This is a genomic window from Bradyrhizobium sp. AZCC 1610 (genome assembly GCF_036924515.1).
In the GTDB taxonomy this organism is placed as follows: domain Bacteria; phylum Pseudomonadota; class Alphaproteobacteria; order Rhizobiales; family Xanthobacteraceae; genus Bradyrhizobium.
On sequence record NZ_JAZHRR010000001.1, the window covers coordinates 5,641,127 to 5,655,050 of the forward strand.

Annotated in this window: 13 protein-coding genes; 8 read left to right on the plus strand and 5 right to left on the minus strand. The window is 64.1% G+C overall.

Features of this window, described 5'->3' with window-relative positions; all coding sequences use genetic code 11:
• Positions 1-36 precede the first annotated feature (36 nt).
• Positions 37-441, minus strand: coding sequence for a RidA family protein (locus V1279_RS27740; protein ID WP_334442474.1), 405 nt, complete (start codon positions 439-441; stop codon positions 37-39).
• 41 nt (positions 442-482) lie between these two features.
• Positions 483-1,658 (minus strand): acyl-CoA dehydrogenase family protein, encoded by a 1,176-nt coding sequence (locus V1279_RS27745; RefSeq protein WP_334442476.1) that lies wholly within the window; start codon positions 1,656-1,658, stop codon positions 483-485.
• Between the two features lie 278 nt (positions 1,659-1,936).
• On the opposite strand from V1279_RS27745, the gene V1279_RS27750 reads away from it, so the two are divergent.
• Genes V1279_RS27750 through V1279_RS27780 form a run of 7 tightly spaced genes read left to right on the plus strand, consistent with a single transcriptional unit; the run spans position 1,937 to position 9,734 of the window.
• Positions 1,937-4,099: an indolepyruvate ferredoxin oxidoreductase subunit alpha gene (locus V1279_RS27750; RefSeq protein ID WP_334442478.1), complete on the plus strand. Its 2,163-nt coding sequence runs from the start codon at positions 1,937-1,939 to the stop codon at positions 4,097-4,099.
• Positions 4,096-5,640, plus strand: a complete 1,545-nt coding sequence (locus V1279_RS27755; protein ID WP_334442479.1) for an indolepyruvate oxidoreductase subunit beta family protein — start codon at positions 4,096-4,098, stop codon at positions 5,638-5,640. The genes V1279_RS27750 and V1279_RS27755 overlap by 4 nt, the downstream gene beginning before the upstream one ends.
• 2 nt (positions 5,641-5,642) lie before the next feature.
• Positions 5,643-6,608, plus strand: a complete 966-nt coding sequence (locus V1279_RS27760) for a PDR/VanB family oxidoreductase (RefSeq protein ID WP_334442480.1) — start codon at positions 5,643-5,645, stop codon at positions 6,606-6,608.
• An 11-nt stretch (positions 6,609-6,619) separates the two neighbouring features.
• Entirely contained in the window at positions 6,620-7,933 is a 1,314-nt protein-coding gene (locus tag V1279_RS27765) for an aromatic ring-hydroxylating dioxygenase subunit alpha (RefSeq protein ID WP_334442481.1), read from the plus strand.
• Position 7,934: 1 nt separating this feature from the next.
• Positions 7,935-8,447 carry an aromatic-ring-hydroxylating dioxygenase subunit beta gene (locus V1279_RS27770; protein ID WP_334442482.1) on the plus strand — a complete coding sequence of 171 codons (513 nt, stop codon included), beginning with the start codon at positions 7,935-7,937 and terminating at the stop codon, positions 8,445-8,447.
• Between the two features lie 6 nt (positions 8,448-8,453).
• Entirely contained in the window at positions 8,454-9,188 is a 735-nt protein-coding gene (locus V1279_RS27775; protein WP_334442484.1) for an SDR family NAD(P)-dependent oxidoreductase, read from the plus strand.
• 18 nt (positions 9,189-9,206) lie between these two features.
• Entirely contained in the window at positions 9,207-9,734 is a 528-nt protein-coding gene (locus tag V1279_RS27780; RefSeq protein WP_334442486.1) for a MarR family winged helix-turn-helix transcriptional regulator, read from the plus strand.
• Between the two features lies 1 nt (position 9,735).
• On the opposite strand, the gene V1279_RS27785 is transcribed toward V1279_RS27780, so the two are convergent.
• Positions 9,736-10,566 carry a dienelactone hydrolase family protein gene (locus V1279_RS27785; RefSeq protein WP_334442488.1) on the minus strand — a complete coding sequence of 277 codons (831 nt, stop codon included), beginning with the start codon at positions 10,564-10,566 and terminating at the stop codon, positions 9,736-9,738.
• Between the two features lie 160 nt (positions 10,567-10,726).
• Here V1279_RS27785 and V1279_RS27790 point away from each other — a divergent pair, with 160 nt between their 5' ends.
• Complete coding sequence (locus V1279_RS27790) at positions 10,727-11,656, plus strand: GlxA family transcriptional regulator (RefSeq protein ID WP_334442490.1); 930 nt, start codon at positions 10,727-10,729, stop codon at positions 11,654-11,656.
• A 30-nt stretch (positions 11,657-11,686) separates the two neighbouring features.
• Here V1279_RS27790 and V1279_RS27795 read toward each other — a convergent pair whose 3' ends face one another.
• On the minus strand, positions 11,687-13,105 hold the full coding sequence (locus V1279_RS27795; RefSeq protein ID WP_334442491.1) for an aldehyde dehydrogenase family protein: 1,419 nt from the start codon (positions 13,103-13,105) through the stop codon (positions 11,687-11,689).
• Between the two features lie 47 nt (positions 13,106-13,152).
• Complete coding sequence (locus V1279_RS27800; RefSeq protein ID WP_334442492.1) at positions 13,153-13,914, minus strand: SDR family NAD(P)-dependent oxidoreductase; 762 nt, start codon at positions 13,912-13,914, stop codon at positions 13,153-13,155.
• Positions 13,915-13,924: the final 10 nt, after the last annotated feature.

Consider the following 13,924-nt stretch of genomic DNA (forward strand, 5'->3'; position numbering starts at 1 on the left):
CTCCTGTGAGTTGGCGCCGTGTCCGGCGTCGCGTTGTCAGTCCATCTGGTCGGGTATCATTGCGATCGCCTGGATTTCGACCTTGGCGCGATCCTCGATCAGCCCGGATACCTGCAGCGCCGTCATGGCCGGAAAGCGCCGGCCCATGACGCCGCGATAGGCCACGCCGATCTCCTTCAGGCGCGCCGAGTATTCCTTGCGGTCGAGCAGGAACCAGGTCATCGACACGATATGCTCCGGCCCGGCGCCGCCGGCACGCACCACCGCATCGACGTTCTTCAAGGTCTGGCCGATCTGATCCACCAGATCATCCGACTCGAACTTGCATTGTTCGTTCCAGCCGATCTGGCCTGCGACGAAGATCATCTTGCCGCGGGCGGCGATGCCGTTCGCGTAACCGCTCGGCTTGGCCCAACCGGGCGGCTGCAAAGACTCGAACATTTCTCACTCCCGTAGCAGGACGCGACTGGACGCCTGCGCGGCTAAGCCACCTTCAGGACATCGCGTCCGATAATGAGTTTCTGAACTTCGGTTGCGCCTTCATAGATGCGCAACGCGCGTATCTCGCGGTAGAGCTGCTCGACGATTTCGCCCGAACGGACCCCTCGGCCGCCGAACATCTGCACGGCACGGTCGATCACCGTCTGCGCGGTCTCGGTAGCGACCATCTTCGCCATGGCGGCTTCGCGCGTCGTGGCAGCTTTCTGCACGTCGCGCCGCCAGGCGGCGCGATAGGTGAGGAGCGCACTGGCATCGACGCCCGCGGCCATGTCGCCGAGGGCTGCCTGCGTCAATTGCTGGTCGCCCAGTACGCCGCCGAACATCCGCCGTGACAGCGCGTGCACTGTTGCCTCATCCAGCGCGCGGCGGGCAAAACCAAGTGCTGCGGCTGCGACCGACGCGCGGAAGATATCGAGCGTGCGCATCGCGATCTTGAAACCTTCGCCCGGCGTGCCCAACAACCGCGCCGCAGGAATCCGGCAAGCGTCGAACCGCAGCGTGGCCAGCGGATGCGGCGCCATCACGTCGATGCGGTCGGCAATCGAGAAACCAGAATCGTCCGGAAGCACCACAAAGGCCGAAATGCCCCGCGCGCCCGGCGCCTCGCCCGTTCGCGCAAACAACGTATAGACGTCGGCGATGCCGCCGTTGGAAATCCACGTCTTCTCGCCATCCAGAATATAATGATCGCCCTCGCGCCGGGCGCTGCAGGCCATGGCGGCAACGTCGGAGCCGGCTTCCTTCTCCGACAGCGCAAAGGCGGCGACCCACTCGCCACGCCGCGCCTTCGGCAGCACCAGCGCGCGCATTTCAGGCGAACCGGCAATCGCCACCGCACCGGTGCCAAGTCCCTGCATCGCAAAGGCGAAGTCGGCGAGCCCGCTGTGCCAGGCCAGCGACTCGCGAGCCAGACAAATCAGCCGGGAATCGATCACCGCATCCGGCCGATCGCCCGCGACGGACGCCTCCAGCAATCCCGCAGCCCCAAGTCTGCGAACCAGCGAACGGCAAATCTCGTCGACGTCACCGCCATGTGTATCGCCAAGACCGGCTGCAAACGCATCGAGCGCCGCAGCGTAATCGCGGTGGCGGGAATCGAAGAACGGCCACGCGAGATGTTCGCGGGACGGCCCGCGCAATTGCGAAACCGGGGTCATGTCAGTCTCCCGCAAGGGCCGCCTTAGCGTGCGCCACCAGGCGCGACGCGCCCCAATAATGTTTCATGGCTAAAATATCCTGTCAAGCGAGCCGATCCGGCGCCGAAGCCGGCCGGCTGTGCATGAAGCTCACGAAATAGGCTGCAAAACTGCACCTAAATCCGCGCAGGGTGTTTTGCCATGCGTAACCCCGCAAGTCCGATTGACATCATTTTTGTTTGATGTCTAAAATTATATTCGGTCATCCGGAGTTCCCCCGCAAGGCCGAGGAGGCGAGCATGGCAGAACGCTCTTTCGCGCGCGAGGTGGAAGACCTGAAGCTCGGCGCCGGCCAGGAATTTCGCGGCGAAGGCATCCTCGCGATCACCAAGGCATTGCTCGAATGCGGCGTCAGCTATGTCGCCGGCTACCAGGGCGCGCCGATCTCGCATCTGATGGACGTACTGTCGGATGCGCAGGATATCCTTTCCGACCTCGGCGTGCATTTCGAATCAAGCGCCAGCGAGGCAACCGCGGCGGCGACGCTTGCGGCTTCCGTGATGTACCCGATCCGCGGCGCGGTCACCTTCAAGGCGCCGGTCGGCATCAACGTCGCGTCCGACGCGCTCGCCAACCTGTCCTCGGGCGGTGTGACCGGCGGCGCGCTCGTCATTATCGGCGAGGATTACGGCGAAGGCTCCTCCATTATGCAGGAGCGATCGCACGCGTTTGCGATGAAGTCGCAGCTTTGGCTGGTCGATCCGCGGCCCAACGTGGCGTCGATCGTCAAGGCCGTGCACGATTCCTTCGAGCTATCCGAGGCGTCGAATACGCCTGTGATGCTGGAGGTTCGGATTCGCGCCTGCCATGTCCATGGCCGCTTCGCCACCCGCGACAATGTCCGCCCCACCTTTCCACTTGCCCGCGCGCTCGAACAGCCGTCGCGCGACACCAACCGCATCGTGCTGCCACCGGCCTCGTTCCTGCACGAGAAGGAAAAGATCGAGCAGCGCTGGCCGGCGGCGGTCGAATTCATCCACGCGCGCGGCATGAACGAGACGTTCGACGGCGATATCGACGATATCGGCATCATCATGCAGGGCGGCATGTATAACGGCGTCATCACCGCGCTGCGCGAGGCCGGCCTTGCCGATATCTGGGGCGAGACGCGGGTGCCGCTCTATGTGATGAACGTGACCTACCCGATCGTCGACCGCGAGGTGATCGACTTCTGCCAGTCTAAGAAGGCGGTTCTGATGGTCGAGGAGGGACAGCCCGAATTCATCGAACAGACGCTGCACAAGATCCTGCGCAACGCCGACATTCCGGCCAAGCTGCACGGCAAGGACCTGCTCCCGATGGCCGGCGAATACACCGCGCAGGTCATGGGCGAAGCGATCGGCGCCTTCATCCGCCGCTGGCGAGCGGACGTGCTTCCCGATGCCGCGCGCGCGCCGAACATCGACCGCGTCGAGGTCGATGACAAGATCCGTGCATTGGCCGACGTGGTGCCGCCGCGGCCGCCGGGCTTCTGCACCGGCTGTCCGGAGCGGCCGATCTTTTCCGCGATGAAGCTCGTGGAGAAGGAGCTCGGCCCGCATCACATCGCCGCCGATATCGGCTGCCATTTGTTCTCGATCCTGCCGCCGTTCAATATCGGCGCCACCACCATGGGTTACGGGCTCGGCCCGGCGTCGGCCTCGGCCTTCAACGTTCCGGCGAGCAAGCGCTCGATCTCGATGATGGGCGACGGCGGCTTCTGGCACAACGGGCTGACCAGCGGCGTCGGCAACGCCGTCTTCAACCAGCACGACGGCGTGATCGTCGTGGTCGACAATTATTATTCCGCCGCGACCGGCGGCCAGGACATCCCCTCTTCTCGCGCCGACAACCGTTCGCGCTCGACCAAGCATCCGATCGTCGAGGCGGTGAAGGGCGTCGGCGCCAAATGGGTGCGCCAGATCGACCGCACCTACGACGCCACGCGCATGCGCGACACGCTGCGCGAGGCGCTGACGACGGAGGAAAAGGGCCCGAAGATCATCGTCGCCTCGTCGGAGTGCATGCTGAACAAGCAGCGGCGGGTGAAGCCGCAGGTCGCGGCCGCCGCCAAGCGCGGAGAACGCATCGTGCGCGAGCGCTTCGGTGTCGACGAGGACGTCTGTTCCGGCGACCATGCCTGTATCCGCCTGTCGGGCTGCCCGTCGCTATCGGTGAAGCCGACCAGCGATCCCCTGAAGGACAATCCGGTCGCCGCCGTCGACAATACCTGCGTCGGCTGCGGCCATTGCGGCGAGGTCGCGGACGCCGCCGTCTTGTGTCCTTCCTTCTATCGCGCCGACGTCGTTTCCAATCCGACCGCGTTCGAAACGCGGCTCGACCGCATCTGGCGACGGCTGATCGGCACGTTGCAGCACTGGCGAGCGGGACGGCGGATCATGTTCCAACAGGAGGCGGTATGAACGTCTCCATAGCCCCTTCCTCCATCGCGCTCAGTCAGGCCCGCCCCATCACCGTCGCGGTGCTGGCGATGGGCGGCCAGGGCGGCGGCGTGCTGGTCGACTGGATCGTGGCGCTGGCCGAGCGGCGCGGCTGGTTCGCGCAATCAACCTCGGTGCCCGGCGTCGCCCAGCGCACCGGCGCCACGATCTATTACATCGAGATGATCGCACCCGACGCGAGCAAGCCGGAGCGTTACCCGGTGCTGTCGCTGATGCCGGCGCCGGGCAAGGTCGACATCGTGATTGGCGCCGAATTGATGGAGGCGGGCCGTGCCATTTTGCGCGGGCTGGTCTCGCCCGACCGCACGCTTTTGATCGGCTCCTCGCACCGCTCGTTGGCCGTGATCGAGAAGACCGCGCCCGGCGACGGCACCGCCGACGCGGCGCAGGTCTACGAGGCGGCCAATGTCGCGGCCAACCGATTCATCGCGTTCGACATGGCCGAGATCGCCGACGCCACCGGCAGCGTGGTTTCCTCGGTGCTGTTCGGTGCGCTCGCGGGCTCCGGCGCCCTGCCCTTCACGACGGAGAATTTTGAAGCCACGATCCGCGCCGCCGGCGTCGGCGTCGATGCCAGCCTGCGCGCCTTCACCGCCGGCCGCGAGCGGGCGGAGGCTACGCTCAAGCAGGATCCGAAGATCAAGCCCGCAGCAAAACCATCGCTCGCCAAACGTTTTCCGCGCCTCGAGCCGATTGGCCACGCCAGCTATGACGCGCTTGTCGCGCGGGCGCGGCAATTGCCGGCAGAGCTGCACGGCATCGTCGCGGCCGGCTTGCAACGCGTCGTCGATTATCAGGACGTCGCCTATGGCAGCGAATATCTCGACCGGCTGGAAGCGATGCCGCGCGACGCGATCGGCCTGATGCAGGCTTTTGCGAAGTATCTCGCGGTCGCGATGGCCTATGACGACGTCATCCGCGTAGCGGATCTCAAGACGCGCGCGGGACGATTCGACCGGGTGCGCCGCGAGGCGCGGGCCGGCGATGACCAAATCCTCGGGATCACTGAATTCTTCCATCCAAGGATCGAGGAAATGGCAGGGCTCTTGCCACCGCGGCTCGGTGAAAAGGTCGAGCGCAGCGAACGGCTCGCCCGGCTCGTTGATCGTGGACGAAAATTGCGCACCACCGCGCCGTCGGCGTTCCTGATGCTGTACTGCGTGGCGGGCCTGCGGCGATTCCGCCGCCGCACGCTGCGGCATGTCCGCGAGATGCGCCATCTCGATCAATGGGCGCTACGCATCAGGAAATTCGCCGCTGACGATCCCGCGCTCGCGACCGCCGCGTGCGAGGCCCGCCGTCTCGTCGCCGGCTACTCGGACACGCATTCGCGCGGCGAATCGAAGTTCGACAAGGTCATGCTTGCGTCCGAGCGCCTGGCCGGCCGGCCCGATGCTGCTGAATGGGTGCAGCGGTTGATCAAGGTGGCGCTGAAGGACGCCGACGGCACTGAGCTCGACGGCGCGTTGCGCACGGTCGAGACACTGTTCGAGGACGCCTGAGGATGGATCAATTCGAGGTCGTGGTGTCGAAGGCCGAGGCGCTCACGCCGCGCATTCGCGAGTTTGTGCTTGCGCGCGCCAACGGCGCCCCGGTGCCGGGCTGGGCCGCCGGCGCCCATATCGACGTGCATCTGCCCGATGTCGGCCGGCGCTCCTATTCGCTGATCGAGACGGGTTCGCCGCGCGCAGCGGCCGAACATCCCGCCGCCTATCGCATCGCCGTGCTGCAGGAAAGCAAGAGCCACGGCGGCTCGACCTATATGCATGGTCTCAAGACCGGCGATCGCCTGACGATCTCACCGCCGGCGAATAATTTTCCGCTCGGCGCGGGCGCCGGCGAAGTCGCACTCGTCGCAGGCGGCATCGGCGTGACGCCGCTGCTTACGATGGCCTGCGAATTGAGCGCGGCAAAGCGGCCGTTTTCCTTCTACTACGCCGGCCGCAGCCGCAGCGAACTCCCTTTTCTCGGCGACATCGAGCGGCTGACCAGCGCAAGCGCTGCCATCCACGCCGACGACGAGACCGGTCACTTCTTCGACATCGAGGGCCTGATGACGCGGCTCGCGCCGGACGTGCCGCTTTACCTCTGCGGGCCGCTACCGATGATCGAAGCTGCCATCGCGCTGGCGAAGCGGATGAACTGGCCGCAGGGGCGCCTGCATTTCGAAATCTTCAGCGCACCCGAAGAGAAATCCGGCGACGCCAGTTTTGAGGTCGAACTCAAGGGCAGCGGACGCGTCTATGAGATTCCTGCCGGCAAAACCATCCTCGATGTACTGCTCGAGGCCGGCGAAGACCCGATACATGACTGCAAGCGCGGCGATTGCGGCATCTGCCAGACCCCTGTCATCGAGGGCATCCCCGATCATCGCGACTACATCTTGAACGAAAGCGAGAAGGCGTCGAACAAGGTGATGCAGATCTGTGTTTCGCGCGCGAAAACCAAGAGACTCGTGCTCGACCTGTGATGGAGGAACGCATGACCCGATATGCCGGCAACGTCGCGGCCATTCGCGCCCTGGTACGCGACCAGGAGGTTCACCGCGACGTCTATGTCAGCGAGGAAGTTTTCCAGCTCGAGATGGAGCACGTGTTCCCGAATAGCTGGGTCTATGTCGGCCACGACAGCCAGGTCCCTAACGCCGGTGATTATTTCGGCACCACAATCGGCACGCAGCCGGTGCTTCTCGTGCGCCATACCGACGGCAAGGTGCACGTGTTGCACAACCGTTGCCCCCACAAGGGCACGCGCATCACGTCCGAAACCTGCGGCAACACCGGAAAATTCTTCCGCTGCCCCTATCACGCCTGGAGCTTCAAGACCGACGGCTCACTGCTCGCGATTCCCTTGAAGAAAGGCTACGAGAACACCGGCTTCGAGCAGAGCCATGCCGCGACCGGAATGGCGCCGGTGCGCCATGTCCGCAACTATCGCGGTTTCCTGTTTGCCAAGATCAACGACGGCGGCCTCGACTTCGAGGATTTCTTCGGCGAAAGCCTGTCGAGCTTCGACAACATGATCGACCGTTCGCCGGTCGGCCAGCTCAAGGTCGCCGGCGGCGTGCTGCGTTACATGCACAACTGCAACTGGAAGATGCTGGTCGAAAACCAGACCGACACCTGCCATCCGATGGTGGCGCACGAATCCTCGGCCGGGACCGTGGTCGAGGTCTGGAAGAAGGCGCCGCCCGGCACCAAAAAGCCGATGGCGGTGGAGATCATCGCCCCCTTCATGAGCTCGTACGAGTTCTTCGAAAACATGGGTATCCGTATCTGGGACAACGGCCACGGCCACACCGGCGTGCACCACTCGATCCATTCCGACTATTCGGCGGTGCCTGGCTATTTCGAGAAGATGAAAGCCGCCTACGGCGAGGAACGCGCCAAGGCGATCCTCGACGAGAACCGGCACAACACGGTCTACTTCCCTAACATCATGATCAAGGGACCGATCCAGTTGTTGCGGCACTTCAAGCCGATTGCGGCCAACAAGACGCTGGTTGAATCCTGGACCTTCCAACTCGTCGACGCGCCCGACATGCTGCTCGAGCGCACGCTGATGTACAATCGGCTGATCAATGCCCCGACCTCCATCGTCGGCCATGACGACCTCGAAATGTACGAGCGGGCACAGGAAGGCCTGCACTCGAACGGCAACGAATGGGTGAACCTCCAGCGCCTCTACAGCCCCGACGAAGCCGAACAGACCAATGTGGCGGTCAACGGGACCAGCGAGTGGCCGATGCGCCACCAGTTCCGGGCGTGGTCCAAGTTCATGACGATGGGGATGTGACATGAGCATGCTCGCCGACGCCCCACTCAAGAGTGCGGTCCCGACCGACCAGGAACTGATCGACTTCGTGGTCCGCGAGGCGCGGCTGATCGACCAGCAGCGTTTCGACGAATGGCTCGACATGTACGCCGACGACGCCTTCTACTGGATGCCGCTGGAATGGAATCAAACCGATCCGCGACTGACCTGCTCGTTGATGTACGAGGACAAGCTGCTGCTCTCGATCCGGGTCGAGCGGCTCAAGGGCGCGCGGACTTTTAGCCAGAAGCCGAAGAGCCGCTGCCATCATGTGCTGCAGACGCCGCAGGTTGATTCGCGCAACACCGCCGCCAACAGCTATGTCACCTGGACGGCGATGCATTATGTCGAGACTCGCTTGGAAGAGCAGACGCTCTATGCGGCCTGGGCGACGCATCATATGAGTGTCGAAGACGGCAGGCTGAAGATAAATCTGAAGCGCGTCGACGTGATCAATTGCGATGCTGCCTTCGGCAACATCCAGCTCTTCATGTGACGGAGGATGAGCGTGGTCCATCACACGGCGATCGTGAGCGGCGGCAATACCGGCATCGGCGCGGCGATTGCCCGCGGCCTCCTCGCCGAGGGCTATGACGTGATTTCGCTGTCGCGGCGCAAGCCCGACTGGAGCCATCCAAAGCTCTCCTCGCGCGAGGTCGACCTGCTCGATGCGGCCGCGACGCGGCAGGCGGCGGCGGAGATCGCCGCGAAGGTTGCGATCACCCACGTCGTGCACAATGCCGGCGCGATCCGCGCCAAGCCGCTGGAAGAGGTCGCTGACGAGGATGTCGGCGCACTGGCCCAATTGCATTTCGGCGCCGCGATTGCGCTGGCGCAGGCGGCGCTGCCTGGCATGAAGCAAGCTCGCTTCGGCCGCATCGTGCTGCTGTCGTCCCGCGCCGCGCTCGGGGCCGCCACGCGCACGGTCTATTCGGCGACCAAGGCCGGCATCATCGGCATGGCGCGGACCTGGGCGCTGGAGCTTGCGCCCTTCGGCATTACCGTCAATGTCGTCGCACCCGGCCCGATCGGCGATACCGAAATGTTCGAGAGCGTGATGTCGCCGGAATCCGAACGCGCCAAAAAGCTGGCGCAGTCGATTCCGCTCGGTCGCCTCGGCAAATCCGCCGACGTCGCGCGCGCGGTCACGTTCTTCAGTTCACCTGATGCCGACTTCATCACCGGGCAGACGCTGTATGTCTGCGGCGGAGCCAGCATCGGATCGATTTCCATCTAGCCCGGTGAGACGCCAGCCATGGATGCCACAGTCAAACGAAAGGCCAGATCCCCGAAGGGCGCGCGCGGACAAGCGTTGCGGCCGGCCGAGCCGACGCACGAATCCGACGGCGCGCATCTGGAATTGCGCATCTGGCTGCGACTGCTCTCCTGCGCCACCCGGATCGAGAAGGCGCTGAACGCCCGGCTGCGCAAGGAGTTCAACACCACGCTGGCCCGCTTCGACCTGCTGGCGCAGCTCGCGCGCAAGCCTGCAGGCGCGACCATGTCCGAAGTTTCCGAACTTCTGATGGTTTCAAACGGCGCGATCACGGCGCTCGTGCAGAAGCTGGAAGCCGATGGCTTTATCCATCGCGAAGTCGATTCCGAGGACCGCCGCACCTTCCGCTTGAGCTTGTCGCAGGAAGGCGCCAAGGAATTCGGCCGGATGGCGCGCCGGCATGAGGAATGGGTGATCGCCTTGATCGGCGAACTGTCACATGTCGCGCAGTCGGATCTGCTGCAACATTTGACCCTACTCAAGCGCCGCCTCGACAAGCACTCCTGACTTAGACCCCGGGCGAAGGCGCGAGCCTGTGTCTGAAGAACGCCAAAATCTCATCGCGGGCCGCGATCGTCGGCTGGCCGGCCTCGTCGATCAGGTGCGCGGTGACGACGCTATGCGGGGTCGTCACGTGGCGCTCGAAGAACGGCGCAAGATCGGTATTCGCCGCGCTGTCCGGAAGCACCCGCCCGACGAAGCGGTCGCCGAGCGCTTCCGCATAGGCCGCGAAACGTTGCGCCATGCAGAACTTGTCGCCCGCGAAGCGATAGGCCATGACACTCAAATCTTCCCGCTCGAGCCGTTCTCGGACGGCCTTGATCTCGTCGGGAGCGATTTCAATGCCTGCCGGATTGTTCAGCGGCAGCGACGGCTGCGAGAGCACCGGCGCCAGCATCGATCGTTCGAGCATCATGGTCAGCGCGAAGTTTCCCGTAAAACACATGCCGATGGCACCGACGCCGGGACCGCCGCACTCGCGATGCGCAAATCGCGCCAGCGACTGGAGCCACTTCGTCACGGGACTGGATTCGTTTGACGCCAGGGCGCGAAACTCGGCGCTTACGCACGCGCGCTGAAAGATCGCAGCGCCCTCCTCCGCGCCTGGTACGGCGCCATCGCGGCCGAACAGCGACGGCATGTAGACGGTGAAGCCGGCGTCGCGGACCCAGCGGGCAAACCGCGCGACATGCGGGCTGATGCCCGGCATCTCCGTCATCACGATGACGGCAGGCCCCGCGCCAGCCACGTAGACGACCTTGCTGACGCCGTCGAGCGTGATGTCGCGGCGCTTGAAATCCTCGAGCGGATCATCCTGCTTCATGGATCGTTTCGGCATCGGCACAATCCCTTGTTGGTCGATGAATACTCACAGGCCGCAGCGCAGGGCCAAAGGTGCCTGCGGCCAAGGCCCCGGGGCGATGTCTTCACGGATATCGTTGCGATTTCGAGGCCCGTGGGCTAGTGTCAAAATTGACATTAATCGGGCTTTTTTTGACATGACCAAAGTTGCGGTTGTCGAGATCGAGGGGTGCATGGCCTCGAGCGCGGCTATCACCCACGATGTATTGGCAACCGCCAACCGGATCAGCGCTGCGAAGCGCGTTCTGCCATTCAAGGTTACGACGGTGCGTTGCGGATCCCGCCGCAGCAACGTCGATCTGCGAGGAACCGAACTCGTCATCGTCCCCGGCCTTGGAACGGCGTCGGCAGACGAACTGGACACAAAGTTGAAGAGCCCAATGTGCCGGCGCGCGGGCGACATGCTGACGCGGGCGCACGCGACCGGTGCCATGCTCGCCGCGTCCTGCGCGAGCACCTTCCTGGTGGCGGAGGCGGGCTTGCTCGACGGCCGGCGGGCGACCACGACGTGGTGGCTCGCGCCGCTGTTCCGTCAGCGCTATCCCGCAGTCGAACTGCTGACGGAGCAGATGGTCATCGCCGATTGGCCGATCGCAACCGGTGGCGCGGCCATGGCGCAGATGGACCTGATGCTTGCCGTCGTCGGTCGGTTCGCTGGACCGGGCCTGGCGAAGGCCTGCGCCAACTATCTCCTGCTGGACGAGCGGCGCTCCCAGGCGCCATTCATGGCGATTACCTATCTGGCGAGCCAGGACCCCAGGATTGCCAAGGCCGAGAAATGGGTGCGCGACAACATCGCGCGCGACTTTGCGATCGAAGAACTGGCCGAAGCCGTCGCGCTGGCGCCGCGGACATTTGCCCGGCGAATTGCGGCGACCTGCGGCGTTTCACCGATTCAGTTCGTGCAACGCATCAGGCTGGAGACCGCGCGATTCCTGCTCGAGACCACGCGCCTGTCAGTCGAAGAGATCGCGCGGAGGATCGGATATGCGGAGCCTTCCACGCTGCGACGGCTGATCCGGCGCGATACGAAACATCCGCCCGGACATTTCCGTCCCGCCGCCTGAGGGTCTCCCTCGCCCGCGAAACCGCCAGCCTCAGTAGCCGAGTATGGCCTTCACCTCGAGATATTCTTCAAATCCGAAGACCCCGAACTCTCGTCCGTTGCCGGACTGCTTGTAGCCACCAAAGGGCAGGCTGCGGTCGAAAGGAGCACCGTTGAGATAGACGCGTCCTGCGCGGATGCGGTTGGCGACAGCGCGAGCGCGGTCAATATCCCCGGATTGCACGAAGCCCGCCAATCCGAACGGCGTGTCATTGGCGATTTCGATCGCCTCGTCCTCGGTGTCATAGCTCATGATCGACAGCACCGGGCCGAAGATTTCCTCACGTGCAATCTTCATTTGCGGCGTCACATCGCCGAAGACAGTCGGACGAACATAGTGTCCACGGTTGATATCGGCCGGCCGCCCCGTTCCGCCGGCCACCAGCGTCGCCCCCTCATCAATGCCGGACTGGATGAGATCCTGCACTTTCTCGAACTGCGCCTGGCTCACCAGTGGCCCCATGGTGGACGCCGGATCGAGCGGGTCACCTAAGCGAATGGTGTCGACAGCCTCACGCGCAGCCGCGAATGCCGCGTCCCGCTGCGCGCGGGGGATAAGCATACGCGTGGGAGACTGGCAGTTTTGGCCGGCGTTGGTGTAGCAAGCGTGAACGCCTTCGATCACGGCGGTTTTCAGGTCGGCATCGGCAAGGATGATGTTGGCGGACTTGCCGCCCAGTTCCTGCGCGACGCGCTTGACCGTATCAGCCGCAAGCTTGGCCACTCTTACGCCGGCCGTCGTCGATCCGGTGAAAGACACCATGTCGATCTCCGGGTGGGCGGCGATCGCCTCGCCCACGGTGGGTCCACAGCCGTTGACGAGATTGAGGACGCCCGCCGGGACACCGGCGGCGTCGACGATCTCCGCCAACAACATCGCGCTGAGCGGCGCAATTTCACTGGGCTTCAGAACGACGGTGCAGCCGGTGGCGAGTGCCGGTGCGACTTTGGAGGCAACCTGGTTCAGCGGCCAGTTCCACGGTGTGATCAGTCCGCAGACACCGATCGGTTCGCGGCGGATGATCCCGGTCCCCATCCGCTCCTCGAACTTGTAGTTCGCAAGCACGCGCGCCGCCTCCTCGAAATGAAACAGCGCAACCGTTGCCTGACGCTGGGTCGCAAACGTGATCGGCGCGCCCATCTCCAAGGTCATCATCCGCGCCAGTTCCGGCAGGCGCACCCTGAAGCCCTCGATGATCTTCGCAAGCCAGGACAGACGCTCTTCGACATCAGTTACGGAATATGTCGCGAAAGCGCGGCGCGCTGCCTTGGCGGCTCGATCCACGTCTAGCCTCGAGCCCAGGCTGATCTGCGCGAATGTCTCCTCCGTCGCCGGGTTGACTATTCCGATGGTTGACGGCGCGGCGGGATCCACCCAGGCGCCATCGATATAGAATTTCAATTTTTCCATTGTTTCCCGTCCACGACGTTACGCCGCGCTACCGTTGCGGTGCGTTTCTAGAGGTGCCTGCCCTCATCCACCGGCACCACAATTCCCGTCGAACTGGTCAGGTTGACGATGCAGGCAACCACCGCCCTTGCGACATCGTCGGGCGTGGTGACGTGGGCCAGCGGCAGTCTTTCGGCGGCTTTCTGCAGCGCTTCACGAGTTCGCCCGGCGACAAAATCCGTATCCACACCGGCCGGCGAGACCGAGAACACGCGGATTTTCGGCGCAAGTACTTTCGCGAGCGCGATCGTGAGCGCATCGACGCCCGCCTTTGCCGCCAGATAGGCCAGGCTGCTGCCCAAGCCGGTACGAGCTGCAATCGACGAAATGTTCACGATGGCTGCCCCGCTGCCGCGTTCCAGCAAGGGGCGGAAGGCGCGAACCATGGCGAACGGCCCGCGCAGATTGAGCAAAACGGTCCGGTCGAAGATATCGTCCGTCAATCCCTGGAGATCGTTGGCAGGCACAGGGGTGGTAGCGCCTCCGCAATTGACCAGCACATCGAGCCGCCCGTACTGCTTGTCAACGGCAGCGGTGGCCTCGGAGATAGAAGCCGGATCGTCGATCGCGATCCGCATGGCGAGATGACCGCTGCCTTGCAAGCCGCCGATCACCTCTTCGGCAAGTGAGCGGCGACTGTTGTAGCCGACCACGACAGCAGAACCCATGGCGGCAAGCCGCGCCGCCGTCGCCTTGCCGATACCGCTATTGCCACCCGTGACGAGCGCGACCTTCGGGACCGACAGCGCAGGAATTTCAATACCAGTCATCTATGGTGGC

Coding starts and splice junctions, on each gene's coding strand:
- V1279_RS27740 (WP_334442474.1), bottom strand. CDS start 441: ATGTTCGAGTCTTTGCAGCCGCCCGGTTGGGCCAAGCCGAGCGGTTAC.
- V1279_RS27745 (WP_334442476.1), bottom strand. CDS start 1,658: ATGACCCCGGTTTCGCAATTGCGCGGGCCGTCCCGCGAACATCTCGCG.
- V1279_RS27750 (WP_334442478.1), top strand. CDS start 1,937: ATGGCAGAACGCTCTTTCGCGCGCGAGGTGGAAGACCTGAAGCTCGGC.
- V1279_RS27755 (WP_334442479.1), top strand. CDS start 4,096: ATGAACGTCTCCATAGCCCCTTCCTCCATCGCGCTCAGTCAGGCCCGC.
- V1279_RS27760 (WP_334442480.1), top strand. CDS start 5,643: ATGGATCAATTCGAGGTCGTGGTGTCGAAGGCCGAGGCGCTCACGCCG.
- V1279_RS27765 (WP_334442481.1), top strand. CDS start 6,620: ATGACCCGATATGCCGGCAACGTCGCGGCCATTCGCGCCCTGGTACGC.
- V1279_RS27770 (WP_334442482.1), top strand. CDS start 7,935: ATGAGCATGCTCGCCGACGCCCCACTCAAGAGTGCGGTCCCGACCGAC.
- V1279_RS27775 (WP_334442484.1), top strand. CDS start 8,454: ATGAGCGTGGTCCATCACACGGCGATCGTGAGCGGCGGCAATACCGGC.
- V1279_RS27780 (WP_334442486.1), top strand. CDS start 9,207: ATGGATGCCACAGTCAAACGAAAGGCCAGATCCCCGAAGGGCGCGCGC.
- V1279_RS27785 (WP_334442488.1), bottom strand. CDS start 10,566: ATGCCGAAACGATCCATGAAGCAGGATGATCCGCTCGAGGATTTCAAG.
- V1279_RS27790 (WP_334442490.1), top strand. CDS start 10,727: ATGACCAAAGTTGCGGTTGTCGAGATCGAGGGGTGCATGGCCTCGAGC.
- V1279_RS27795 (WP_334442491.1), bottom strand. CDS start 13,105: ATGGAAAAATTGAAATTCTATATCGATGGCGCCTGGGTGGATCCCGCC.
- V1279_RS27800 (WP_334442492.1), bottom strand. CDS start 13,914: ATGACTGGTATTGAAATTCCTGCGCTGTCGGTCCCGAAGGTCGCGCTC.